17 protein-coding genes are annotated in these 25,761 nt (G+C 49.7%); 4 read left to right on the forward strand and 13 right to left on the reverse strand.

Translation table 11 applies throughout. The annotated features are described in order from the left end of the window. The first annotated feature begins 9 nt into the window (after positions 1 to 9). Positions 10 to 1,143, forward strand: coding sequence for an acyltransferase family protein (locus V5T57_RS09170; protein ID WP_332890898.1), 1,134 nt, complete (start codon positions 10 to 12; stop codon positions 1,141 to 1,143). A 55-nt stretch (positions 1,144 to 1,198) separates the two neighbouring features. Here V5T57_RS09170 and V5T57_RS09175 read toward each other — a convergent pair whose 3' ends face one another. The 5 genes from V5T57_RS09175 to V5T57_RS09195 all read right to left on the reverse strand — a co-directional run bounded on the left by V5T57_RS09175 (position 1,199) and on the right by V5T57_RS09195 (position 11,050). Beyond that, positions 1,199 to 2,347 (reverse strand): aldo/keto reductase, encoded by a 1,149-nt coding sequence (locus V5T57_RS09175; protein ID WP_332890899.1) that lies wholly within the window; start codon positions 2,345 to 2,347, stop codon positions 1,199 to 1,201. Positions 2,348 to 2,768: 421 nt separating this feature from the next. Further along, positions 2,769 to 5,975: a hybrid sensor histidine kinase/response regulator gene (locus tag V5T57_RS09180; RefSeq protein ID WP_332890900.1), complete on the reverse strand. Its 3,207-nt coding sequence runs from the start codon at positions 5,973 to 5,975 to the stop codon at positions 2,769 to 2,771. After that, positions 5,975 to 6,799, reverse strand: coding sequence for an ethylbenzene dehydrogenase-related protein (locus tag V5T57_RS09185; RefSeq protein ID WP_332890901.1), 825 nt, complete (start codon positions 6,797 to 6,799; stop codon positions 5,975 to 5,977). Before V5T57_RS09185 ends, V5T57_RS09180 begins: the two co-directional genes overlap by 1 nt. Positions 6,800 to 7,506: 707 nt before the next feature. Next, positions 7,507 to 9,828, reverse strand: coding sequence for an EAL domain-containing protein (locus V5T57_RS09190; protein ID WP_332890902.1), 2,322 nt, complete (start codon positions 9,826 to 9,828; stop codon positions 7,507 to 7,509). 361 nt (positions 9,829 to 10,189) lie between these two features. After that, entirely contained in the window at positions 10,190 to 11,050 is an 861-nt protein-coding gene (locus V5T57_RS09195; protein WP_332890903.1) for a hypothetical protein, read from the reverse strand. A 177-nt stretch (positions 11,051 to 11,227) separates the two neighbouring features. Here V5T57_RS09195 and V5T57_RS09200 point away from each other — a divergent pair, with 177 nt between their 5' ends. Next, positions 11,228 to 13,240 carry a diguanylate cyclase gene (locus V5T57_RS09200; protein ID WP_332890904.1) on the forward strand — a complete coding sequence of 671 codons (2,013 nt, stop codon included), beginning with the start codon at positions 11,228 to 11,230 and terminating at the stop codon, positions 13,238 to 13,240. Between the two features lie 30 nt (positions 13,241 to 13,270). On the opposite strand, the gene V5T57_RS09205 is transcribed toward V5T57_RS09200, so the two are convergent. The 4 genes from V5T57_RS09205 to trxB form a co-directional block, all read right to left on the reverse strand. Beyond that, positions 13,271 to 13,639 carry an STAS domain-containing protein gene (locus tag V5T57_RS09205; RefSeq protein WP_332890905.1) on the reverse strand — a complete coding sequence of 123 codons (369 nt, stop codon included), beginning with the start codon at positions 13,637 to 13,639 and terminating at the stop codon, positions 13,271 to 13,273. Positions 13,640 to 13,775: 136 nt separating this feature from the next. Next, positions 13,776 to 14,261 (reverse strand): hypothetical protein, encoded by a 486-nt coding sequence (locus tag V5T57_RS09210; RefSeq protein WP_332890906.1) that lies wholly within the window; start codon positions 14,259 to 14,261, stop codon positions 13,776 to 13,778. Between the two features lie 150 nt (positions 14,262 to 14,411). Then, positions 14,412 to 15,548 carry a glycosyltransferase family 4 protein gene (locus V5T57_RS09215; protein ID WP_332890907.1) on the reverse strand — a complete coding sequence of 379 codons (1,137 nt, stop codon included), beginning with the start codon at positions 15,546 to 15,548 and terminating at the stop codon, positions 14,412 to 14,414. A 389-nt stretch (positions 15,549 to 15,937) separates the two neighbouring features. Beyond that, on the reverse strand, positions 15,938 to 16,882 hold the full coding sequence (gene trxB, locus V5T57_RS09220) for a thioredoxin-disulfide reductase (protein WP_332890908.1): 945 nt from the start codon (positions 16,880 to 16,882) through the stop codon (positions 15,938 to 15,940). Positions 16,883 to 17,117: 235 nt separating this feature from the next. Between trxB and cysS the strand changes: the two genes are divergently transcribed. Both cysS and rlmB read left to right on the forward strand, forming a co-directional pair. Continuing rightward, complete coding sequence (cysS, locus tag V5T57_RS09225; protein ID WP_332890909.1) at positions 17,118 to 18,569, forward strand: cysteine--tRNA ligase; 1,452 nt, start codon at positions 17,118 to 17,120, stop codon at positions 18,567 to 18,569. Next, positions 18,566 to 19,303: a 23S rRNA (guanosine(2251)-2'-O)-methyltransferase RlmB gene (gene rlmB / locus V5T57_RS09230; protein ID WP_332890910.1), complete on the forward strand. Its 738-nt coding sequence runs from the start codon at positions 18,566 to 18,568 to the stop codon at positions 19,301 to 19,303. The genes cysS and rlmB overlap by 4 nt, the downstream gene beginning before the upstream one ends. Before the next feature lie 152 nt (positions 19,304 to 19,455). Here rlmB and blaOXA read toward each other — a convergent pair whose 3' ends face one another. The 4 genes from blaOXA to V5T57_RS09250 form a co-directional block, all read right to left on the reverse strand. Then, on the reverse strand, positions 19,456 to 20,271 hold the full coding sequence (gene blaOXA, locus V5T57_RS09235; protein ID WP_332890911.1) for a class D beta-lactamase: 816 nt from the start codon (positions 20,269 to 20,271) through the stop codon (positions 19,456 to 19,458). Between the two features lie 11 nt (positions 20,272 to 20,282). Next, entirely contained in the window at positions 20,283 to 22,961 is a 2,679-nt protein-coding gene (locus V5T57_RS09240) for a response regulator (RefSeq protein WP_332890912.1), read from the reverse strand. Position 22,962: 1 nt separating this feature from the next. Next, positions 22,963 to 23,859 (reverse strand): substrate-binding periplasmic protein, encoded by an 897-nt coding sequence (locus tag V5T57_RS09245; protein WP_332890913.1) that lies wholly within the window; start codon positions 23,857 to 23,859, stop codon positions 22,963 to 22,965. Positions 23,860 to 23,984: 125 nt separating this feature from the next. Then, positions 23,985 to 25,739, reverse strand: coding sequence for a chorismate-binding protein (locus V5T57_RS09250; RefSeq protein WP_332890914.1), 1,755 nt, complete (start codon positions 25,737 to 25,739; stop codon positions 23,985 to 23,987). Between the last annotated feature and the right edge of the window lie 22 nt (positions 25,740 to 25,761).

The following is a 25,761-nucleotide window of genomic DNA, read 5'->3' on the forward strand; positions in this document are numbered from 1 at the left end:
TGACCGTTGATGGTAATGAATATGTACAGGAAGCAAGAACAACCACAAATATTGGCGGAAATCGCCTATATGCCTCAATTAGATAGCATACGTGCTGTGGCCGTAGGTTTGGTCGTGCTCCTGCATTGGGTGCCTGGACAGGGGGTCTTATGGTTAAGGGGGAGCAGTGGGGTTCACCTGTTTTTTGTCATTAGTGGTTTTCTTATTACTTCTATTCTCTTGACAGCACGGGAAAAAAGTACGGATCAAAAGCGCTTTCAAATTGTACGTCGTTTTTACATGAGAAGGGCGTTACGTATCTTCCCGCTTTACTATCTGCTGATCCTATTTGCACTCTTTATTGGTATTGAAGATGTGGCGGATAGCTTTCCGTGGCACTTTTTTTATGGCACAAATTTCTTTATTGCTTTTAAGGGAGAATATCACGGCTTTGTGACCCATTTTTGGTCTTTGGCCGCCGAGGAACAATTTTACTTACTCTGGCCCACTTTAGTGCTTTTTCTCCCGATGGCCCGTCTGGGAGGGCTCTTTGTGGGGGTGGTTATTTTTGGTATTGGTTTTAATGCCCTTGGTATAGGCATGGGGTGGTTCAGTAGTCATTTTGGATACTATTTTCCAGCTTGGAGTTTCTCCTTTATGGGTATGGGGGCGCTTTTTGCTTTTTGGCGATTTCAATGCGTACAAGGTGTTGGTGCACCTTGGAAAGGTCTATTTTTAGAGAAACTTCCCATCTTGGGATTAATGGGAGCTCTTCTCTTAACGCTCTATTATTTTCAAACAGGTGGCGAAGTCCCCAAGAGTGTTTGGGGCATTTTTATCTACAATACACTCTATATGCTAACGTTAGCTTCAGTTGTGGTAGCAGCTGGGAAAACGATCAAAGGGCCTGTGGGTGCTGTCTTGATGTTCCCGCCTTTTCGCTATATCGGGCGTATTAGCTATGGCATCTATCTGCTTCACCCTTTTGTGATCACAGGTGTTAATCTTCTGTTTAACCATTATGGCTACTCTATTATGGAGATTTTTGGACCCATTGGACGGATGCTTTTTTTAGTTTCTATTTTGATTCTTATCACATCCCTCTCTTGGTTTGCTTTTGAGACGCCAATCAATCGACTTAAGCGGTTTGTTCCTTACCATTAAGATCCTGTTGCAGGCAGGCGAGATCTGCTCACCATGATTAGGATGCGGAATCTCCTTAGCTTGGGGGGAGATGCATCCGTGCATGCGCCTGCCGGACCAGCTTGGGAATATCCAACTGTTGAGGGCAGCGGGGCAGACAGTCACCACAGTCACTACAGGTATCCCCTTTTGCGCCAGGAACCCAATGGCTCTGTGGCTCCATAAGGCCATAACGGTATTGGGCAAAGGGGGTCATGTCATGAGCCAGGGCCAAATGCTCTAGGCGCAACAGATCTGGCATCTCAATACGTTCTGGGCAGGGTAGGCATTGGGTGCAGATACCACACCGGTCCAACAGGGTGGGGGCCGCGGCTTCTTTAAGTTGAATTTCAACCTGGCGTTCTTCTTTTCCCCAATATGGTTTTCCCATGGCCAACGAGTGCAGGTGTAGATCCAGATGGTTAGGTTCACTCATGCCAACGGTCATGGTATGAATGTGTGGGTGAGAGAGGATCCAGCGTTCATTATAGTTGGCAATGGGTAAGGGTTGGCTCTGCTGGGCCAGACGCGCTGGGGGGGTATAGAGCATCCCACCTTTATCCTGTGGTGAAATGATAAAGATCCCCATGTCTTTGGCTGCCGCAGCATCGATGGCCGCCCGGTTGCCTTGACGGAAAAAGTAGTAGTGAAGATTGATAAACTCAAAGCAGTCGGTCTGAATGGCCTGTAAAATGACCGGTAAGGGTGCATGGGTTGCAAAGCCAATATGACCAATCTTTCCCTCTTTTTTCATGGCTTGTAAAGCTGAGAAGGGGCCGCCGGGTCGTAGGCTCATATCCAGTAATGCTTGGGTATTCACCCCGTGCAGGGCGAAAAACTCCATATGATCTATCCCCATAAACTGTAGCGCATTCTCCACATGGGTTCGCATCTCTGCGGCGGTTTCTGTAGGGCTGGCTTTGGACATGATCATATATTGATCACGGGTTTGGCGTAATTTGGGGAGTGTTTGGCCAATAAGCCGTTCACTTTTGCCATAGCCTTTGGCTGTTTCGATCAAATTTACCCCACCATCTAGAACCGTTTGTAGCATCTCATGACAGTGATCCAGGCTGGCTTGGGGGAGCTGATCATGGGGCTCATCCCACCCTTGAACAAAGCGCATACCGCCCATGGTAAAGACAGATACCTGTTTCTCAGTTTTTCCAAAACGTCTGTATTCCATGGTGTTATATGCTCAGTAGGGGTGGCTTTGTAAGGGAAGGTCATCTTAAAGACTAGCTTAACGTGCCCAATAAGCTTGGAACAGTTTTTTTGTGGTTGGCGGTGTTTTGATTGTTTAAATAACCACCTTAACTACATTGATTAGGTGAATAACCGTGGCGACAGCTCTGTTGTTGGATACTTGCGTGCTTAAAGAGCTGTTCTGGCATGCATTCCAGGGATCACACCATACCCTGTGAAAATAGGCAGCTACAGGTTTGGCCCTGTAGGATGGGTAAGCTAGGGGAGCAGCCGCTTGAAAATGCGGTGTGTCTAGCCAGCGTCTACCAAGCTAGACAGGCCCCCCAATCGGTTGCTGTGGGGTTTGGTCAGGTTTTAGCAAGTTGCCGTTTATCTCATAAGGTCAGTAACGGGATGGTGGCTTAGTCGGTTGGCTGCCCCATGCTGCGATAGGTTTCAATGGCATGAAGTAAGCCTTTTTTACGAATGGGTTTTGTCATGTGGGCATCGCACCCTGCTTGTAAGGACTTGGCTTCATCTTCCTTCATGGCATGGGCCGTTAATGCAATGATGGGAAGCGGCGTGCGTCCCTCTTTGCTTTCCCATGCACGGATGGTGCGGGTGGCGCTATAACCATCCATTACAGGCATCTGTACATCCATGAAGATCAAATCGATTCCGCCAGCCATAACCCGTTCCACAGCCTCTTGCCCATGGATGGCCTCCTCCACCTGATAGGGTGATTTTTTCAAGAAGGTACGCACCAAAGTACGGTTATCATCAGAATCATCCACCACTAAGATAGTTAAGGTTTCTGGGTTGGATGATGTGGGCGAGAGAGAGTCCACAGCAGTGGTTTCATCACTTTGGTTCTGTAAAGGCCGTAACAGTGCTTTGATAAAGTCGATACGGTGAACCGGTTTAATTAAATAATCAACAGCCAGGGCTTTACCCATCTGTAAATCACTTTTGCGGCACCAAGGGCTGATTAGCAGGATAGGTAGTTGACTTAGGCTGCTATGGCTGCGCAGCTGTTGTATGGACTCCATAGGGGACCAGCTTTGTAGGTTGTGGTGCATAATCACAACCTCATAGGGGTTACCTTTCTGCTGGGCATCCAAGAGCAGTTCAATCAGATCCATCTCATGATCAATAAAGCGACCCTCAATCCCCGTTTGCTGTAGAAGCTCCCCATACATGTCTCTTTTTTCGGTGGATTGATAGATCAACCGGCTCCCTTTTAAAGGGGCGAGCAGGGCTTGGGTCTCCTCACGGGTATCCCCACATGTCAGGCAGATATTGAGCTTGATATAGCAGGTAAAGGTGCTGCCTTCACCCAGTGAACTCTCGACCTCAATACGACCATCCATGAGTCGTATAAAGCGTTGACTAATGGTCAAACCTAGACCTGTACCCCCATGTTCACGGGTAATATATTGATCGGCTTGAGAGAAAGCTTTAAAGATATCCCCCAATTTTTCTTCAGGAATACCAATACCGCTATCATGAATGGCAAACCTGAGATCAACAGCCCCACCTGGTAGTGTGGCCCCGGTAATTTCCAGATCAACCCCCCCTGTCTCGGTAAACTTAATGCCGTTCCCAATTAAGTTCAGCAGCACCTGACGCAGGCGCATATCATCACCGATCAAGGAGAGGGGCAGATTGTCGGCAATATGAGTGCGCAGATAGAGATGTTTTTTACTGGCCAAAGGGGTTAAGACGGAGGCAACGCTGAGGACCAGTTCTTCCAGATTAAAAGGTTGTAGAGACAGCTCTACTTTGCCGGATTCTACGCGGGAGAGGTCCAGGATATCGTTGATAATCCCTAAAAGATTTTCCCCTGCACCTCGGAAAATACGCACATATTTATGTTGTTCAGCATCCAACTGTGTCTCTTGCAAGAGGTCGGCACTGCCCAAAATGGCATTCATCGGGGTGCGGATTTCATGGCTCATGGTGGCCAGGAAATCACTTTTGGCCTCACTGGCAGCTTCGGCCTGTTGTTTGGCCTCGGTCAAAACCGATTCAGCCCGTTTACGCTGAATAATTTCTCCCAAAACTTGAGAAATGCGTTGAAGGCTATCTTCACGGTGTCCATCCCTGGGCATTTGTGCGGGGATCAACAGAACCATGACCCCGACAAAATCCTCACCATGGTAAATGGGGCAAGCATAACAACCAAACGGTGCGGTATCGGTAAGCTGTTGTGCCTGAGCAGGACTTAACTGGCCGTTATGCAGCAGATGATCTAAATATTCCAGACCCCCATGAAAAGGATCAGCCGAGGGGTTGGAGAGAAGTGGCTGTAACTGACCATGCGCAGCCTGAGCTTGAAAATGATCCTGTTCCCAGCTGTAAAGAATACCGTGAGGGGCCAGTTGTAACCAGGGCACGATTACCGTACGTTCCAATGCCCGGTGGAGTTGCTCTTCTAAGGTCAGTGGCAAAAAACCGGTGGCCAATAGTTCGTTGAGCAAGTTTTGTAGGCGCTTTTCCTGTTTCTCCCGTTGCTCTTTTTTTTCCAGTGAGCTAACCATGTTGTTAAAGGCGTGGGCCACTTCAACCAGCTCATCATTATGCACTACCTCAATACGATGGTTTGCCTGACCTCGGGCAAAACGACGTGCGCCTTCCACCAAAACATGGATGCGTTGAGAGAGCAGCTTGCTCTGTAAAAAAATGGTGAGAATACTCATTAAAAAGGCTAAGGAGGCCACGCTGATCAAAAATAATTGGTGCTGGCGTGCCGCTTTGGCCATGGCCTTTTGATACGCTTGCTGAGCTTGCTGTAGATAGACCTGAAAGCCAATGATGGTATGTCGAAGGTCAATAAAAGCTGCGTTAACATCTGCTTGGCGATTGTACGCTACACTTTTCCCATGCCACTGAGGAGCATGCCAGGGGGGAAGAACCGCCAACATCTGTTGGACCATCTGGTGGTATTTTTCACGGAGTTGGTCCATATGTTCGGATAAATCTGGTGTCTGTTGCCATGGGATCATGGGTAGGTGTGTCAAAACCTGATGACCCTGACGCAACAGAGGCAGAAGGGGAGAGGGTGGGGGTGTTTGTAAAAACTGGTTTAGGGCATCCACCAACGTGCGCATGGGTGTGCCCATGGCCTGCCACTTTTGGGCCTGTACAGTGTTAGAGAAATGCCTGTCTGATTGAACCTCTTGCAAGCTTTCTCGCAGAGCTTGATCCAAAGCCTTTAGGGTCAGGCGAATGTTCTGTGCATAGCCAGCCTCTAAAGCGGGGGAAGGTTCCAGCAGTTGATGGGCGCTCTCCAGAAGTACACTCTGTCGCAATTGATCGAGGTGAATAAAAATTGAGTGAGGATTTGCCTTAAAGCTGATTTGACCCAAGTGATGGTTAAGTTGGCGTAGAGCTTTTTCAGCCTGTTGTGCGGCTTGTTGTCGCTTTTGGGCTTGATGATGTCGGCTGCGGGCTAAGTCGATTAGATGTTCCAGTTGATGAATTTGAGTGGCAACATCATGACTGGATACATGCAAAGGGATGAGCTGGCTAACCCCCAGGTTGGCGCGCTCATAGGCGATACCAAGCAGTAACAGAAGAATCAGGAACAAGGTGATCAGACCACTGTTCCGAATTAAAAAAGTGCGCATTATAAGGCCCCCTTAACCGTTGGGGGGGGGAGCTCTAGTTCCAGGTGAACCGGTTGTTCACATAAGGGCTGTGTTGGAGCCCAATGAATAAGTAGTGTGAGCGGAATGACCCCCTGTAAGGGTAGATCGTTTGGATCGGTTCGTTGCCGAGGAATTTTAAAGAGAATGGTCCACTGGCCATCCAGCCATTGGCTATAGGTCAGGATATCTGCACGGCTACCTGTTGCTGTTTGGGCGACTGTTCTGGGTAGCTTGGGGGTCTGCTTACCTTTTGGTACGTTGAGCCGGTAGGGTGCGGTGCCTGGATCAGGGGTAATCTTTTGGTAGAACAGTCCGCCATGGTCATTCAATCTGGCTTCAGCTTGAGCAAAGGGGTAGCGGCTACAGGTCACGGTGGCATCCTCAGCACCGTGTCCGGCCAAGGCAGACCAGATCCATAGATCCCCTTTTTGTTGCTTGTCTGCTTGAGGAAACCAGCTGATGAGTGCGACACGGTCAATGGGTAGTAGATGGCTCCGGTAGCTTTGGAACGCTTCATCCCACTGTAGATAACCTGGGGTTTGGTCGGCCTGGGAATCTGCAAAACTTAAACGTATATAGAGAAACTGGGGGTCATACAGGCCCTGCAGCCTAAGGGGGCCTGCTGCCGTTGAAATGGATCGCTCAGATGTTTGGTCCCAGCCTTGTTGAGCAGAGACTTCCATGGCTGGGGGTGCTGTGACCAAAGAGAGCTGTAGGCGCGCGCTTTGTGCCCAAGTCTGTGGGGTTAGGCCCAGGCTTAACAGAAAAAACAGTAGAAAAAGAACTTTTAATCCTGCACCCATGACACGCTCTTTATTAAGCTTGGTTGGATAATTAGCAATAGCTCATATTATACGGTAGCTTCCGATTAAATTCCATCTTTCATTAGGATTTGCAGGATGTTAGCCTTTGTAATTTAGGGTGGAAGATATCGCCATTACCCCTTGAATTTGGCCAGTGAATAGGGGGCAGATAAGAGATCAATAAAATAAAAATTAGATTGATGGCCTATAAAAAATTCTTAAAGGCATCATTTTTCAATTGCCCAATACAGGGTAAATAGAGATACTACAACTGCGACCAAGAACTGGCGGGCACAAGCCCCCCCGGAGGTTCACGGGAGGGGGCGGTGAGAGGATCGGGATGTGCAGCACAGATGTGTATAAGGATGTGTATAAGGATGTGTAGCAAGTGATCGTAACATTGACCTAGTCCCGGTCAGAGACGCCAGCAATAGGGAGCCATGGCATGCAGTCGGTGCGCGGTGGATGCGGACGCCCACCAGCCCAGTGAATGGACCTCCAGGCCCCGGCCGAGTAGTTAGCGGACCGCCCCCTGGAACGTACCGGCAATCTTATCTTTTGGATGTTCTGTACAGAGTTATCCACAAGAGGAAAACCCGCCACACACGCTGGCGGGTTTTGTGTGTCTGGGTCAGATGATCTTTCGTTAAGTGATAAAAAAAGCCACACCTTTTGGGTGTGGCTTTTTCTTTTTGGAGCTGGTGATCTTAAAGAGATTCAGGCTTGGCGTGGTAGAAGCCTTGTTGATAATTAAAGCCAATTTCGTTGAGCTGGCTTGCCAGTTCGGCATCCTCAACATGTTTCGCAACAGTTTGGATCTTCATGGATTGCGAAATATTATGGATGGCCGCAACGACGGTTCGGGTTGTTACTTTATCTTTGGCCTGTTGAACCAGCTGACCATCCACTTTTAACATATCCAGCTCTAACTGTTCCAGGTAGAGACAGTTACCCAGTGAGCCGCCATAGTTATCCAAGGCTGTTTTGGCCCCCCGCTGTTTGGCGCCAAATAAGAACTGACTGGCCTGATCCATGTTGTTGATTAAGGTGTTCTCATCCAACTCAAAACAGATCTGCTTGGCCCAGGCTTCCTGCGCATCCAGAACCTCAAACAGACCATCACAGCTCTCTGTGCTTTCTAAGGTTTTTGCAGACAGATTAATGCTGTAGATGCGTCCATCATCCCGCTGTTTTAAATCCTCAATGGCCATTTCCAAAACTTTACGGTCCAGATCTCCTGTTAAACCGTGGCGTTCAGCTGTCGGTAGAAAGGCGTTGGGGGGATGGTTTTTTTCACCATCAGGCAGACGCATAAAAATCTCAAAGAGCGGAGCGCCTTGCTCTGTTTGGTCAAACGCCACCATGGGTTGTGCCACCAGAACCAGCGGTTCATCACCTAAAACACGGTGCAGTCGGCCAACCCAGTTGGTCTCTTCGGCAGGTGGTGTCTCTAGAGCGTTGGTCTCTACTGAGCGGGTACGGATACACATTCGGCCATCATCCTTGGCCTGGAACACCGCAGAGTCAGCAGCTTGGAAGGATTTTTCAAACGGTACCTGCTGGTGTACTTCACAAATACCAATGGAGAAGCCCAAGGTGAAGGTCTGACCCTCCCATAAGAAGCGGTATTCCTGAACTTGCTCCAGTAGTTTTTCCATGACTTTCACCGCATCAGCCTCGGTACAATCGGCCAAAAAGACGGTAAATTCATCCCCTCCAATTCGAGCGGCATAGTCCTGCTTACGCACACAACCTTGAATCATGGTGGAGATCTGTTTTAACGCCATGTCTCCCGCTTTATGGCCGCAGGTATCGTTAATGGCTTTAAAACGATCCAGGTCAATCACGCAGAGACTGTGGGTCTCTTCGGGCTTCATGACATCCATGCTTTCACGGCATAGATCCGCAAACGCGTGTCGATTAAACAGCCCGGTTAAGTGATCATGGCGGGCCTGATAACGAATTTTCTCCGACATGCGTTGTTGTTCGGTTACATCTTTAACCGTAATAATCGCCCCTAAAACAACCCCTTCACTACTTTGAACAGGGGAGAGGGTGGCATCCAGAAGAAGATCATCCCCATCACTGTCCAGAACCACCATGGTGTGCATGGGTTTGGGGATCTCACTGGCCAGCAGGCTGTTAAGATCTTCGTGCAAGGAGGCCATCTCCTCATTGCGCGCGCTGGTGGGGAAGGCCTGCTCCAGCTGTTTGCCAACCAGATCTTCAGGATTATTACCGACAAGAGCGCCCACCACTTTGTTGGCATCTTGGATAAAGCCATCTGTATCGGTAGTGATCACACCATCAGCGATGGAGATCAGGGTAATTTGGGCACGCTCTTTTTCATAATGAAGGGTGCGCTCAATGGTCATGACCCGGCGGATGGTAATATAAGTGGTAACCAGCATGATCAAAAGCAGGATCAGCAGTACCAACAGTTGGCTCTGTAGGTTGGTGCGGTGAGATCGAATGGTCGCGGTCGTTGCTTTGGTGATCTTGGTTTCTAAGTGGGTTTGGAACCGCATAAAATGATCGATGACCTTGCCTTGGCCAGGCTGCACCGTGTCATAGAGCTGGCGACGGGCAATGGCGCGCTCTTCTTCTTCTTCACTCCACATGGCAATTTCAATCACCTGCCGAAGTGCTTTGACCGTCGGTGGTATCACTTTGCTGCTGAGATCGTTGAGAATGATCTTTTCACTTGTGTCCAGGGGGAGTGCAAGCAACTCTTTACGCAATGAGACAAAACGGTTGGCCAGCGCATCCAGCTCCATTTTGTGACCATCGTTGGCAAACACATCCTCTTCATCCAACATTTCAGCCGCAATACGGGTCCGGGCACGGATGGTCTCCATAAGTTCGGAGATAATATGCATTTTGTGTACGGTGGTCATACTGCCTTGCATGGTACCGAATAGCTGTTCTGAGGCCTGGTAGTTAAATCCCCACATGCCTACTAGAGCTGTCAGTAATACGACAAATCCTCCTAACAGAGGCACCATTACTTTGGAACGTCGAACCGCCATGTAGACTTTCCCCTCCAGATTCGGTCAAAACCCCATTCGACCAACAGCCAAATGCAGCAGTCGGGTCTCCACCTATTATCACGCGCACGAATAACCAATGTAACCGAAATCCATGATGCTTTACCACCAAACAAAAGTCTGATGTAAAAAAAGCTTCAGGTGATTGGATGAGTTGCCCATATCATATTGTTTAGAGGATAAAAAACAGTAGGCTATCGTATCATTTTTGGTCGTGCAAATACGGTGTGCGAACGGGGGGGGGGGGAGATTAAACGGGTCGGTGATGCAGAAGAGCGGTTTGGCCACGGCATGAAGCAAAAATGATGGGTCATAAGAGCTCGGCGCAGAGCGGTCAAAAAACTTAGGGCTTTTGATCAGCCTGCTCAGGAGCCTTAAGACAGGGGGGGGCTTCTGCCATGAGTTTTGGCCATTTAATCAAAAATGTATCGAGATCATTCCATTGATGGAGTGCCACTTGGGCGCAGGATTCACGACCCATTGGTTTTAAAAATTGTGCAGCCATCTCTCGGGGTAATCGGCTATCTAGCCCGGTAATGTGGTGTGTTTGAGGGATTTTCCGCAGGAGTTTGGCCATGTTTTTGGCATTTAACGAAGCCGCCCAGCGTGGCTGCTTTAAGCTGGTATGGTATAGGTCATGATCCAAAATACCATCGACACTACGTAAACTGGCGATATCAAAGCGGGAACCAGCCAGTAGTGCTGCGGCATTACCACCACTGCCTACCCCAATTAGATGGATCTTTTTGGCTTGGGCTTCTCGTTTAAGTGTGTGGATCGCACGGTTAAGGTCGGCGAGAACAGCATCACTTAGGCTGTGAGTGGACCATAGTTGGGGCCCACAATGGCGGTTGTGCTTGGGGTCATCCATTACATATTGGCAAGGGCGGGCCAAATAGACAACGTTGGGGTGAGGGTCTGCCAATGCAAGATGAAATGCCTTGGGGTGGTGGGGTGTGGGATCTTGAGAGAGTCTCCCTTTGGCTTCCCAAATATGGCCACTCCCTTCGATATAAATGTGTAGGGGAGCGCCCGTATTTTGGATACGTCGCCAAGTGGCGATATCATACTCTAGTCCGCTGTGTACTTTGTAGTGCAGGGAGGCTTCTCTGGCCATAAGGTGTAGACGGTCACTATAAGGGTTGGTGCTGCTGCACCCTGTGAGTAACATAAGCCCTGTGATCAGCCACAACATGACGCGCACGGTTTATCTCCGCCCAAATGGAAAACTTGTGCTTAAAAGAAGAGACAGATAGCTTGAGTGACGGATTGTGCATCATCACTACAGAACCCGTCACAGCTGCCGATATTAACATAAGAAGAGGGCGGCAATCCCTACAATATCTGAACAGCAGCACCGGCATGTGTTAAAGGGGGCATTATGAAGGTTGATCCATGGCTACCACCGGACAAAAAGGTGGAAAGTGTATTAACCCGTGGTGGGATTGAGAGCTTAGGCCTACCCACGACCCTATTTGAGCTGCTACGTAGTACCCGTCTGGAGCGCACCAATGCGGCAGATGTGGTGGCGATTGTTGAACAGAGCCCTGAGCTAGCCCGTGCTGTTCTAAAAATGACCGGTGAGGAGGAGGGGGGGCTGCATGGTGCTGTGGTACGATTAGGCTTTAATACCATTCGTGCCACCGCGCTGGAACGGCTGATGTTCAGCCATTTTATCCATGTTGCTCAGGATGATGAGAGTAGCTTTGATCGTGCCACCTTGTGGCGCCATAACTTATGGGTTGCGTGTGCGGCACGGGTGATCGCCAAAAAGGTCAACTATGCCAATATTGAAGAGGCCTATCTTGCAGGTCTGCTGCACGATCTCGGCAAACTGCTTATCGATGGCCTGGGGGCTATGGATTATGAGGAGTTGCAGGAGATCTCTATCCGGACGGATTGGGATAGCGTCGCTTATGAGCGGACCCTTTTGGGGGTTGGGCATGATGGTATCGGTGCCCATACTCTGAACAAGTGGGGTATGAACAGTGCGGTAGTTTTAGCTGTTGCTCTGCATCACAGCCGTTATGATGCCAAAGAGGTGGGCAAAGAGGTTGCTCAGCTTACGGCGATTGTACAGTTGGCAGACTTTTTGGCTTGGATCCAAGGTTTGGGATCCCTTCCCCGTGGACAACATCCGGTTCTACCGCCAGAGGTACAGAAGTATCTCTCCCTGAACCGGGCAGATTATGCGGCCATTGTTGAGCAGGTTAATCTGGATGTACGCAAAGTTGCTGCCCATGATGGTATTGAGTTTCCTGACCACATTGCTTTCAATCGCAACCTTTTGGATGCAGGAATCTCTTTGGCCAAGCTCAATACAGAGCTTAAATATGAGAAAAAACCCCCTCCACAGCCTGTAGCTCCTGTAGAAGCACCAAAGCCTACACCGGTACAAGAGACACTGTTAGCTCCACATAAAAGCTTGATAAAGCAGGAAATACTTGATAATACCCTGGCTTCTATCTGTGCTGCATTTAAAGCCAAACGTGGTATGGTTTTTCATGTAGATCCGGTTAAACGCTGCTTGGTCAAAGAGGCCAGCTTTAGTCGGGATAGTCAGCTCTTACGTCCCATGAAACAACCTGTGGAAATTCCATTGGATGATGAACCCAGCGCCTTTTTGGATGCGCTGCGTCAGCGTAAGCAGTTGCTGGTCTCTGGCAAGACAGCTGTTGAGAAGCATATTCGCAATAAAATTCAGGCCAGACAGATGGCCTTGACCCCTGTGGTGGGCCCGCAGCGTGTTTATGGTTTGATTGCTCTGGATAATGGGCCAGATGGGCCACTGTTTGATCTGCCTACTCTCAATCCACTCAATCAAGTCGCTCATGAGTTAGGCATGGCGCTGGAACATGCCAAGCAGCTCCAGGTGGCCAATCAAATGGCCCACTGTGATCACCTGACCAAGCTTTATAACCGTGGACGCATTGATGAAATTTTAGAGCAGTCGTTTCAACAGGCCAAAAAGGAGGTGGGTCAGCTCTCAGTGGCCATGTTAGATGTCGACTATTTTAAGAAGTTTAACGACACCTTTGGCCATCAAATGGGCGATAATGTGCTCAAACTGGTCTCAGCCGTCTTAAAAAAGCTCACTCGAGGTAACGGCTCTGTAGGTCGGTATGGGGGTGAGGAGTTCATTGTTGTTCTACGGGATACTGATTATAAAGAAGCGGCCCGGTATTGTGAACGGATTCGACTGGCCATTCGACAAGTCGGTGAGGCGATGTCCCGGCGCTATCCTGGGCGTCCTTTAAGCATCAGTATTGGGGTCACCTGTTTTGATATCACCCTTGATAGCAAGGATGAGATGGTCGGGCTGGCGGATAAAGCGCTGTATATGGCCAAGGAGGGGGGACGTAACCAGGTCATGGGGTTACTGCCCAATGCGTAGAGGGTGTGTTAAAAAAGCGTGGTACAAGGCTTAGGTTGTGGCGATTTGCCGTGGAATCGCTTCATGTGGAAGTTCCGGATGTGCCCCTGGCTGAACCATAGGGTTGATCTGGAACAGATGGCTGAACTGGGCTTTGTCCAGTAAGTTTTGTAAATGAGGATGGCAGTTAATACAGCTTATTTTCCCCCTCCCAGCCGCGACATGTTTTTGTAAAAGCAAAAACATACCAAGCGCTGCGCTGTCTAGATGGGTTAGCTGAACGCAGTCTAGAATATAGGTCCAGCTAGGGGGATGATGAATGAAGCAGGCCCGAAAAGAGGGGTAGTGCCTACTGGAGAAATCCTTAGGTAGGCCTATGGTCAGATGATCATTTTCAATGCGGGTTTGACACTCCATCATGGCACTGCAACCGTCCAATAAGAGGTTAAAGACAAAATCTTACACGGATTAGTTTGCTGTATTTTGCAAATGAATGCAATTAATCAATTTGCATGTTATTCAGTATAAGTATTCGTTAATTATTGAATATTCGAATCTATCCACCATAAAGATTTGGATTTAAACGGATCGGTTTGGCCGGCGGAAGTTTTTCATCATGAATGGTCAGGTTCAGTTTTTCGATCATGGCATCACTGACACACCGTTTACCCCAACGTAAGACAGCATCTTCATCAAGAAGGCTATGCTGTAAGGCGTAGTCAAGAATTTGCCCAAGGATGTGTAAGCGGTCGAGATCCAGAACCTCTGGGTCAGCCTCTTTTAGGGGCGTTGGGGCTGCCACAGGGGGAGGTGGGGGTGCCAGCAGTGGTTCAGGCTGTACCGGTATCATCAGGTGTTTGGCAACCCGTATGCTGCGTTTGGGGGCCTCTTCCTGTTTGGGTTTCTCTTTATTCTTCTTTTTATCTTTTTTTAGCGCTTTGGTTGCTTCAATCAGCTTTTTTTGGGCCCGTTTTTCCTGCTTAATCCTTTTGGCTGCGGAAAGCAGTTTCTCTTTGGCCGGTTTTTTCTTTTTTTTGGCCATTCTTTTATATCCCACCCCCCCAAATGACCCGAACAGGCTTGGATCATTGTGTTTGTCATCAAAACGTCACATTCATTATCCCGTGATTCCCCCTTTTAGGCAACAGGATTTTAGGCGGGTTATGAGGGGTGAACGCAACAAAGGCCTCGCTTAAGGTGTGTTGAAAATCTCTTCATAAAGGGTCAGCTCACGTTGGGCTATGGCGGTTAGAGAGACCTCTGTTTCCGCATACTGCCGTGCTTGGACCCCCAATTGGTGGCGAAGCTCTGGGTGGCTTTGTAAATGCTTCAAGCTCTGTTGCAGCGCTGGGGCATCGGTTGCGCTGATCCAACCGGTGTGCCCATGTTGCACCACATCCCGGTTACCCGGTGCATCGGTGGTTAAAATGGGTGAGCCACATGCCATCGCTTCTAGCAGAGCTTTGGGGTGTCCTTCTTGTAAGGAGGGTAGAACAAACAGATCGCTGTTGTGGTGAAATAAAACCAGATCGTTGTGTGCAACCCGACCATGCAAAGTGACGGAGAGTTGATGGTGTTCAATAAACTGTTCCAGTTCGGCTTGCTGATCTCCTTGTCCAATCAGGTCCAGATGGAGATCGTTTAACCCCACCATGGCCTGTAAAAGATTGAGCAAATTTTTTTCTGGGTGCAGGCGCCCGACAAAAAGCAGCCGCAGGGGACCCGGTTTACGGACTTCAGTCGTCGGCGTAAATTGCGTACAGTCCACATAGTTGGGTTGAATACGGATCTGCTCACTGGAGAGACCGTAGCGGTTGGTCAGCAGTTGGGCCATTTGCGGGGTGGTGACGAAGGCCCGGTTGGCACCATGAAAAGCACGTTGTTCCCGTATAATCGCTCTTAGGCGGGCTTTGGAATAGGGGCCATGGTGTAAGGCGGCAAATTCACTGAGCAGATAACCACAACGGGTAATGCTCTTTTGGCCATAGTAGCGGGCAAGATCAATGGCATTAGGCGCACTACTTAACTGATTGCTTTTAAACAGAACATGGCCTTGCTTCCAGCGTCGCCAAGGCATTTTTAGCCAGCGCTGATAGTGCCAAGGACGTAGCTCCCAGCGATTGTATTGAAGGTGCATACCGGCTAGTTGAGGTTGATAGCGTCCTTCATGGCGGTCCCCATCGGTTAGTAAGGTAATAGACCGCAAGTGTGGTTGCATGGTGCGATAGAGTGCCAGCTCGCGATCGAGCATGCCTTTTTGATCCCACACCTGTAGGGGCACCTGCTGAGAGAGTGCCAGAACCAGATCAATCTGATGGCGGGTGATCATAGCAATAGCCAAGAACGGAGTGAATAGGCCCTCTGTTATAGCGTTGTTTGTTGGTTATGAGCAAGCGCTGGGCATGTTTGCAGCCAATCCCTGGGTAAGCATGGAAACTGAATGAGGAGGCGCGAGAGGTATTTCGACCTTGAGTGATGAAAACCATAGAGTGACCCGCCACAGCGGGCAGGCTATGGAGTGCTCGGTGTTTGTGGGTTTTATCAACCGTGCCAAGACCCTATCTGTGAGCGGTGGTTACACTTGCTGTTAACGCCGTTCTTTTGGGGCGGGTGGATCAAGTGAAAAACCCTCGCATGTCTTCTGTTGTGGAGTCTGGGTATAAAAAAGGCTGAGATTAAAAAATCTCAGCCTTTTAAATAGATGCATTGGAACGGTGCTTATTCCTGTGCAGCCAACCAACGTTCTGCTTCAATAGCTGCCATGCAGCCTGTGCCGGCAGCGGTCACAGCTTGGCGGAAAACCGTATCCTGAACATCACCAGCCGCAAACACACCTTCAATGTTCATGGCGGTGGAGTCTGGCTTGGTGATGAGGTAGCCATTTTCATCTTTATCCAGCTGCTCCCCAAAGATCTCAGTATTGGGGCGGTGGCCAATGGCGATAAAGCAGCCGGTAACAGTCAGATCAGAGCTCTCACCACTCTTGACGTTTTTAATGCGTACGCCGGTTAAACCCCCTTTATTGGGGTCACCCAGCATCTCTTCGGGTACGCTATCCCAAACAGGAATGATGTTCTCTTTAGCAAACATCTGGTTCTGCATAATCTTCTCAGCACGCAGTTCATCACGACGATGAACCAAGTAGACCTTGTTGCAGATGTTGGCCAGGTAGAGCGCCTCTTCAACCGCAGTGTCCCCGCCACCAATGACGCAGACATCTTGGTTTTTGAAGAAGAAACCATCACAAGTGGCGCAGGCTGAGACACCAAAACCGTTCAGTTTTTGCTCAGACTCCATCCCCAACCACTTGGCGGAAGCGCCGGTAGAGATAATCAAAGCGTCACAGGTGTACACATCGCCACTGTCACAGTTCAGAGTAAAGGGGCGTTTGCTCAAATCGGCACTGGTGACCGTATCAAAAATCACCTCGGTGTTAAAACGCTCAGCCTGTGCTTGCATTTTCTGCATCAGCTCAGGACCCTGAACCCCCTCTTCAAAACCAGGGTAGTTATCCACTTCTGTCGTAATGGTCAACTGACCACCCGGTTGCAGACCTTGAATAACCACAGGGTTAAGGTTGGCGCGGGCCGCGTAAATGGCCGCAGTGAAACCGGCAGGACCGGAACCGAGAACGATCAGTTTATGGTGCTTGGCTTCAGACATCGATTTGCGCTCCAAATGAGACAACAGCTTGTTTGTTTTCAGGTTTAATGCAAAAACAGCATTTCACCCATCAGGTGAGTGCCAATGTAATGGGTTCCATATAGGCCTTTTTTTGACCGATTTATCAAGCTTGGAATTCTGGAATATAACCTTTTCCTTATCCAATGGCAAATGAAGGTTGATTGGGGTATAATCCACCTTTTTTATAACAACCTGAAAAAAAAGGCAAAGACCTGTGGGTATCGCGATTTACAACACCCTTGGACGTAAAAAAGAACCTTTTGTTCCCATGATTCCCGGAAAAGTGGGCATGTATGTGTGTGGTGTGACAGTTTATGACTACAGCCACATAGGTCATGCACGGGTTATGGTGGTGTTTGATGTCATTGCGCGGCACTTTAGGGTCAAAGGTTTTGACCTGACCTATGTTCGTAATTTTACCGATATTGACGATAAAATTATCAAGCGGGCTAATGAGCGTGGTGAATCGATCCAGGAGCTGACCAGCCGCTACATTGATGCTTTCCATGACGATATGGGGGCATTGGGTGTGCAAAAAGCAGATATTGAGCCCAAGGCGACTGAACATCTGCCGGAAATGCAGCAGATGATCACAGCTTTGGTGGATAAAGGTGTGGCCTATCCCAGTGGCGGGGATGTCTATTACGCGGTTGATCAGTTTAAGAATTATGGCCAACTCTCAGGAAAAGTTTTGGATGAGCAAGAGGCCGGGGCCCGTGTTGATGTGGACCACAATAAGCGTAACCCTATGGATTTTGTCCTCTGGAAAGGGGCCAAACCTGAAGAGCCCCAATGGGACTCTCCCTGGGGGTCTGGTCGTCCCGGTTGGCATATTGAGTGTTCGGCGATGGGCACCAAGTATCTGGGCGACTCCTTTGACATCCATGGTGGTGGTCGTGACTTGATCTTCCCACACCATGAAAATGAGATTGCTCAGACCGAAGGGTGCACCGGCAAACATGCGGTGAACTACTGGATCCACAACGGCTTTGTGAATGTGATTAATGAAGAGGGTGAGGCGGAGAAGATGTCCAAATCTTTGGGCAACTTCCACACCATCCGTGATCTGTTAGAACGTTACCATGGTGAGGTTTTACGTTTCTTCATTCTCAACAGTCACTACCGTAGCCCGTTGGATTTCAACTTTGGTCTGCTTGATGCCGCCAAAGCTGGGTTGGATCGTCTTTACACAGCCTTGCGTGCTGCTCAGGGTATTTTGGGGCGCTTGCCATCCGATGCTATTTTTGAGATGTCGGATGTACCGGAAGGAGCGCCACAAGCGTTGGTGGAGCGTTATCTGAAATCGATGGATGATGATTTCAATACCCCTCAAGCGATTGCTCAACTGTTTGAAGCGGCCAAAATGCTCAATACCGCCATTGCTGAGAAAAAAGATCCAGAAGTCATAGCCACCTGGGCGCGTGTGATCCGGGGGTTGGGACAGCACTTGGGTTTGGCCGAGCAAAATCCTGAGAGTTGGTTCCGAGCCGAGCGTACCGAAGAGGGTGGGTTGGGGGCCGAAGCGATTGAGGCCTTAATTACCCAACGCACTGAAGCCCGACAGTCCAAAAATTGGGCCGAGTCCGACCGTATTCGTGATGAGCTGGCCGCGCAAGGTATTGTGCTGGAAGATGGCGCTCAGGGAACCCAATGGAGCCGCAAGTGAGTGATGAAACCAAAATCTACGGGGTTAACCCCGTTATGGCTCTGCTGGAAAGTGGCCGCCCTGTTTCCCAACTGTGGATCTTAAAAGGGCGCCACGGTAAACGTGTGGAAGGGATGATTGATACCTTCCGGGAGCGCGGCATACAAATTCAGTTTAAAGATCGTGGTGCCATGGACCGTATGGCCGATGGGGCTGTGCACCAAGGGGTCATTGCCCGTTGTGCCCCCCGTGAGGCGATGGGTTGGGATGATCTGCTGGATGTGGTTGAACAAGCTAAAGAACCCTTGCTGGTGATCTTGGATGGGGTGGAAGATCCGCATAACCTGGGGGCCATTATGCGCAGTGCAGAAGCGTTTGGTGCGCTGGCGGTGATTCTTCCCAAAGATCGTGCGGCACCCCTAAACGCCGGGGCCATTAAAGCATCGGCAGGTGCGGCTGAGCGGCTGGATCTGATCCGTGTGACCAACTTGGCACGGGCTATTGAGCAGTTGCAAAAGCTCAATGTCTGGGTGGTGGGTATGGCTGGGGAAGAGGATTCAACACCCATTGGTGACTTGAACTGTAAAGGTCCATTGGCGTTGATTATGGGTAATGAAGGCAAAGGTTTGCGCCGTTTAACCCGAGAAAAGTGTGACCAGTTGGTGGCCATTCCCATGGGGGGTGGTGTGGGTTCGCTCAATGTCTCAGTAGCCACCGGTGTGGCTTTGTATGAGGTGCTTAGACAGCGCAGCTGATGGCAACAGTCCTATAAGGGGTGCCCTCGTTCGGGGCACCCTGGTAGGGTGGTCTTTTGCGATCTACCCATGCCATGCGCATCGCCCTGGCTGATGACACCCCTTACGTTTATGTCCCCGTTACGATCAAGCTCTTGCCCTGTTCATGGGCATTAAGGGATCTCTGTCATAGCAGGCTGAATTTTTTTCAGGCGTAAGGCTTCCATGACCAAACTTTTGCGCAGTGAGAGCTGTTCACGGTTATTGACCTTCATGTTCAAGGCAAACATCCAGACGCCTCTTTTCCCCACCACATAACCGACATACCAGCCCACTTGTGGGTAGACCTTTGCAGCCCATCCCGTTTTGGCATAGATCTGATAATCTTCTGTTTTCTCTACCTGCATAATTTGCTTAAGCGTTGAAAAATGTTGGGGTGAAAAAGGCAGTTGCTGTAGGTAGAGCTTACGCAAAAAGGCAATTTGCTCTTTGGCGCTGATTTTTAGATCCCCTTGCAGCCAGAAGTTGGTCAACTTAGGTCCCGCGACCGCTGTGCCATAGGCCATCTCTTGCAGATAATGTCCATACGCTTGAGGTCCCAGACGTTTGGCCAACTCTTGAAAGCACCAGACACAGGAATATTTAAAAGCGGAGGCTAAGGTATGGTTACGGTTCCAGGGTGGGTAGGGGTGTTGTTGACCATCCCAGAGCAGGATCTCTTGAGGGTGGACCGCCATCTCCTGTAAGGCAATGAGTGTGTGGGGGATTTTAAAGGTCGAGGCTGGTACAAAGCGTTGCCCTGAGCGGGCTTGATTGTGAACAAACCGATGTTGACCATCTATGGATTCAATTACCAGTGTGCCACGCAGGTTATGTTGGGCAAACAGCCCTGCCAGCTGCATGTCATCCGCATAAGAAGGGTGGGTGGCAACCAGACTGAAAAAGCCGGTGAGGAAGGCAAAAGTACGGAAAAATAGGTAGTTAAACATTGAACATACTCTTATGCGGGTGTTTTTTCATGTTCTTTAATGAGATAACTCTCGAGGGATGCCAGCAAGGTTTTTCGCTTAACCGGTTTGGTTAAAAAATCATCACAACCAGCGTCCAGTGCATTTTGATGATCACTGGCCATGGCGTGGGCGGTTAAGGCGACAATGGTCGTATGACCTGTGCCCTGGCGTTGTTCCCGCTCACGAATACGCCGTGTGGCTGTCAGTCCATCCATCACCGGCATTTGAATATCCATTAAGATCAGGTCGTAATGGTTCTTTTGCCAGTGCTCAATAGCCTCCTGACCATGGCAAGCAAACTCCAGCAGGTAGGGGGTGTTCTTTAGGAAGGTACGAATTAATAACACATTATCTTCACTATCTTCCACAATAAGAATTCTGGGTGGTGGGGTATCTTCCAGGGCAGGGCCCTGTGCCATGGCTGGGGCGGTTGTGGTCTCTGGCTCAACCTGCATGGGGTTCAGCAGCGTATAGAGCTGTTCAGCTTGTACAGGGCAGCTCAGGTAGTGGGCACCAATACGTTGAGCCCGTGCTTGTAATTGTGTTTTAAGTTCGGATGTTAAGACGATCCGAGGGATCTGATCTTGGGGATATTGCTGAAGGTACTTTTCCAGGCAGTTTATGCCGTCACTGTTCAGCGCACCGCAATTCATGATAACCCCATGTAACGGCTGGGACATCTGTGCTAGGCAGTGCTCTTTATCCAGACAACTTCCTCCCTGGATTACACAGGCTCCGACCAGCTCCAGGAGTTGGGTTAAGTGATTGAGATTATCCTGGTCTTCATGAATAACCAGGATGTTCTTATCCTTAAGCCATGGTTCACTTGGTGTTTGCAAGGGTTCCAGAACATCCCATGTGGTACTGATTGGTAGGGTAAAGAAGAAGCAACTGCCCTCACCCAATTGACTCTGTACACCAATCTGACCACCCATCATCTCCACCAACCGCTTGGAGATGGTCAAACCAAGGCCTGTTCCGCCATAACGGCGTGTGACCGATCCATCAGATTGGGTAAAGGCATCAAAAATCAGTGTCTGTTTTTCCTGGGCAATGCCAATGCCGGTGTCGGTCACACGTATACGTACCCAGCGCCCTGTGGGTGTTTCGACCAACTCAGTATCTAGTCGGATCTGTCCCCGGTCGGTAAATTTAATGGCATTACCCATCAGGTTAAACAGCACTTGTCGAATACGTCGGGCATCCCCATACATTAAGCTGGGTAGACTATCATGCAGGTTGGAACGGATGTGCAGACCGTGCTGTTTGGCGGTGATGGTGTTGACATCCACAACCCCCTGTATCAGATCTTGTAGATCATAGGGGGCATGATCTAACTGGAACTCTCCGGCTTCAATTTTGGAGAGATCCAACACATCATTAATTAAATCCAATAGGGTATTGGCGGCTTGTTGTGAGACCTGGGCATAGTGTTTTTGCTCGTTGGTCAGTTGGTCATCCAACAACACTTCACCCATACCAATAATGGCATTGAGTGGGGTGCGGATCTCATGACTGATAACCGCGAGAAATTCACTTTTGGCCCGACTGGCTGACTCTGCCCGTTCTGTGGTGCTCCGTAGTCGGCTCTCTAGATCTTTTTGCGCGCTAATGTCTAAAAAGAAGCCCCCAAGTTGGGGGTTATGGTTATGATTTTGTGTCGGCATAATCGCCGACATATCACGTATCCATACGGTGCGTCCGTCTGCGGCCACCATGCGATACTCCATGACATGGTCGCAGGGGTGGGTGATCAAACGTTCCATTTGGGTCAGTGTGGTTAAGCGATCTTCGGGGTGTATACGGGTTTGCCAAACAACCAAGTCTGCCCAGCTATTGGTCGGATACCCCAGTAGTGTATGAATTTGTGGACCAATATAGGTGAGCTGTTTGGTGACTAAATCCAACCGCCACCCAACGGCTCGGGTTGACTCCAGTAGGGTGCGTAGGCTCTGTTCCCGGCCACTTAGATCTTGGTAGATGGTGTGCGCGTTTTGATGCATCTTCAGCAGCGCACTTGCCACGGCATCCAGTTCATCCACCTGTTTAGGGTTGGAGCGATCCAAAATATGGTGGGGTGGTGGGTGGTCCAGATCTAAATTATGGGCATACGTGGCCAGTTGGCCCAAGTGGCGGGTAACCCAACGGTGGAAAAGCATTAACATCAAAATGGCTACAAGGGTTGTTTTAACCGCATTGCTGGCCAAAATCATCACCACCTTCCCCAGCAAGCGGGCCATAACACGGTCCACACTGGCGGTAATGCGTAGATAAGCAATTTCCTGTGGGGAGCCATCATAGACGTAGATTAACGGGTAATGGCGGGTAATCCGATTTTTGGAACCGGTAATACCTCGGTACCAGACCATATCCCCATCAACAAAAACGGCGGCTTGTTCCATGTCCTGAGATTGAATCATCCCTTCTAAGAGGAGTTCAATTTGCTGAGTGTCATGAATCCAGACCGCATGGGCAAGTGCCTTTAGGCGGCTCTGTTGAATAAGCTCTAAACTATGATCGATCGCATTGATGTCATTGCGATAATCATTATATAGCTGTAACCCTGTCGCAAGTAGGGTAATCAGTGAGCTAAAGGCGATCATCGCCAGGATCAAACGCCGACCAATGGGCCGTTTGATAAGGCGCTGCTTGGCAGATGACTGACCCATGTCAGCGCGCTACCTGTTCAATCAATGGCTGCAAGGTATGCGCATAGATGGTGCGGTAGGATCCATCTTGTTTCATCTGGCGCAAAGTGCGGGATATCGGCTCAATGAGCTCTTCATGCTTACGGTGCATAAAGATATGCATTTTACGACTGGTTAAGGGGGGGGTGACCAGGTGAAGGTCTTGAATATGCAGCTGCTTAGCGGCTTGTAAACCCTGCCACTTTTCCACCACCACAACATCACTGCGCCCTTTGGCCAGTAGCCCTAACAGTTGTTCACTGTCACGGGTATGGATAATGGATTTGGCCTGCTTAATGTTGTTATGCAGAATAATCCAGCCACTGTTATGGGCGACGTTATAAGGGGCCAGTTCTTCCCACTCTAGCGGTTGGATTTCAGCGGTACGGGTAAAGGCTGAAAAATCCCAAGCCATAAAAGGTTCAGGCACCAAAAGAAGATTGGGTAGATCAATCTCTTTGAGCAGTTTGGCAACACGACCCACCGTACCATCATCCACACCGCTGTTGGCCATGCGCAGGGAGGGTTTGCCCGCCAAATGGGTTAGGCGAACCCGTATATCGTTACGGCAAAAGGCTTCTAAGGTTAATAGATCTTGAAAGCCCGTGCCATTTTCTGTGCTTAAAGGTGGTGCGGATGTTGTGTTAAGTCGCAGGATGGGGCTTTTTTCATGCCAATCTGGGCCACAAATACACAGATCAGGGCTGTTATCCGTTAACAGAGAGTGTGTGCCATCCAAATGCCGGAAGGCATCAACACCGTAGCAAAAGTTGTAGAGCGGACTTGTATTGGGAACTAAGGAGATATCATGGGCACGGGCTTGCGGTAGCCACAATAGAAAGAGCATAGTACTGAATAGATAGAATCTTTGCAGATGCACCGTACGCCCTCCCATAATTGATATACGCCCCATCTTCACTTTAACAGAGCCAGCTGCTGTTGCCTATATCACATTTAATGGTCGTGTTTATTGATAAACCGACACATGAAATGGTTTGTACATGCCTATACTTTTTTTTGGGGTGGATCATCCTGAATATGCCATGAGATGACCTGTTGGCTACCCTGAACGGCATTCCCGACCATGATCTTCTGGGCATGGGCTAGATCCTCTAAGGTCAGACTGCGGATCTGAGCATTCAATGTATGGCGCGTATGTTCGCGCCATAGACTGGGCAGGAGACCATCTTCAATAGGGGGGGTGTACCATGTACCCTGCAGTTGAAGAAAAATGGCACGAATGGCACATTCCGTCAGATGGCCGTAGGTGTTCAAAAATAGCACATCATCATACCCTTGGCTTTGTGCCTGGGTATACGCGGTATTGAAGTGTTGACGTCGGGTTGTCTTATGGCGCAAGAGGGGATCTTGTCCATCCAACGGATAGGGGTGAACCAACAGCTTTAATGCCTGTTTATCCGTTGGGCATGCGCGGGTGGTGATGGTCATAACCCCGCTCCCCTTAAGTTCCAGACGTAGCACATAGGGGTGCTGTTTGGGCTGTTTAAGCTCAGCCTGGATCTGCTGGTCAGCTTCCACTCGGTTAAAGGGTAGGCCAAGTGCGGTGGCTGAATTTTCCAGCCGTTGCAGATGTTCCTGTAGCCAGGGAATACCCCCCTCACTTGAGACTTTCATCGTTTCAATCAAGCCAGGGGGTTGTGTGGTGGGGTGCTGGGTCAGAAAGCCCGCTTTATCCGCCAACTCCTGCCACTCCTCCTGAGGGTTGGAATCCGCAACAACACCCCCACCTAAACCCAGTGTTGTCTGCTCGCCTTGGTGTTCCAGGGTACGAATGGCGACATTAAAAATGGCCTCTCCTCCCGGACGGATCACACCGACACTACCGGTATAAATATGACGGGGTCTGTTCTCCAGCTGTTTAATAATCTCCATGGTGCGTTTTTTTGGGGCACCTGTAATGGAGGCTGCAGGGAACAGTGCAGCAAAAAGTTGGGCTAGATCGGTCTCTTTAGAGATGGTGCCTTCCACCCGGCTTTCCAAATGATGCACCGTGGCAAAACTACGACAGTTTTTAAGATGGGGTACGCGAATAGAGCCTGTTTGACACACACGTCCCAGATCATTACGGGCCATATCCACAATCATAATATGCTCTGCCGCATCTTTGGTCGATACCCTCAAGGCATGAGCCAACTGTTGATCCTGGGCCAGCGTCTCACCCCTTGGTCGGGTGCCTTTAATGGGGGCCGTTACCACACGCTCGCCCATCCGGTGCAAAAACAGTTCAGGTGATAGGGAGGCTACCGTACGTTCAGAGGTTTCAAGCCAGATGGCATAGGGAAAGCGATAACGCGTCTGGCGGTCCAAAAAAAGTGTGTGCAGATTTTCCTGAAAATGGGGTGTTGCCCGTACCGTGTGGTTGACCTGATAACTATCACCCGCTTGGATATAGTCCAATATTTGCTGAAGGTCCGCATGATGTTGATGCGGATTAATCTGCAGATCCAGCGAAACTTTTGGGGCTTTTAGCTGGGTGGGGTAACACGCGGGTTGGGGGGGGGCGTAGCAGCCAAACCAGGCTAAAGGGGTCTGGGTATTCTCTACAACCGGTAATCCCCAGGCGGCAGCGGCTTCATAACCCACGTAGCCAGCAACCCATGATCCTGCCTTGGCTTGAGCTTCTGCCCAGCGTAGTAAAGGTGCGACCTCATCAGCGGTTTCAGCTTGCCGCTGCTGGGTTGGCTGATCAAATGTTAGGGGCTTACCCCATGGGGCAAAATCGACCCAGAGTGCGGGCATAGTAGTGATGGCAGGTTAGGGT

This window comes from Magnetococcus sp. PR-3 (assembly GCF_036689865.1).
GTDB lineage: Bacteria > Pseudomonadota > Magnetococcia > Magnetococcales > Magnetococcaceae > Magnetococcus.

Coding starts and splice junctions, on each gene's coding strand:
- V5T57_RS09240 (WP_332890912.1), bottom strand. CDS start 22,961: ATGGGTCAGTCATCTGCCAAGCAGCGCCTTATCAAACGGCCCATTGGT.
- trxB (WP_332890908.1), bottom strand. CDS start 16,882: ATGTCTGAAGCCAAGCACCATAAACTGATCGTTCTCGGTTCCGGTCCT.
- blaOXA (WP_332890911.1), bottom strand. CDS start 20,271: ATGTTTAACTACCTATTTTTCCGTACTTTTGCCTTCCTCACCGGCTTT.
- V5T57_RS09215 (WP_332890907.1), bottom strand. CDS start 15,548: ATGATCACCCGCCATCAGATTGATCTGGTTCTGGCACTCTCTCAGCAG.
- V5T57_RS09185 (WP_332890901.1), bottom strand. CDS start 6,799: ATGGGTGCAGGATTAAAAGTTCTTTTTCTACTGTTTTTTCTGTTAAGC.
- V5T57_RS09190 (WP_332890902.1), bottom strand. CDS start 9,828: ATGGCGGTTCGACGTTCCAAAGTAATGGTGCCTCTGTTAGGAGGATTT.
- V5T57_RS09210 (WP_332890906.1), bottom strand. CDS start 14,261: ATGGCCAAAAAAAAGAAAAAACCGGCCAAAGAGAAACTGCTTTCCGCA.
- V5T57_RS09200 (WP_332890904.1), top strand. CDS start 11,228: ATGAAGGTTGATCCATGGCTACCACCGGACAAAAAGGTGGAAAGTGTA.
- V5T57_RS09180 (WP_332890900.1), bottom strand. CDS start 5,975: ATGCGCACTTTTTTAATTCGGAACAGTGGTCTGATCACCTTGTTCCTG.
- V5T57_RS09170 (WP_332890898.1), top strand. CDS start 10: ATGGTAATGAATATGTACAGGAAGCAAGAACAACCACAAATATTGGCG.
- V5T57_RS09250 (WP_332890914.1), bottom strand. CDS start 25,739: ATGCCCGCACTCTGGGTCGATTTTGCCCCATGGGGTAAGCCCCTAACA.
- V5T57_RS09205 (WP_332890905.1), bottom strand. CDS start 13,639: ATGATGGAGTGTCAAACCCGCATTGAAAATGATCATCTGACCATAGGC.
- V5T57_RS09175 (WP_332890899.1), bottom strand. CDS start 2,347: ATGGAATACAGACGTTTTGGAAAAACTGAGAAACAGGTATCTGTCTTT.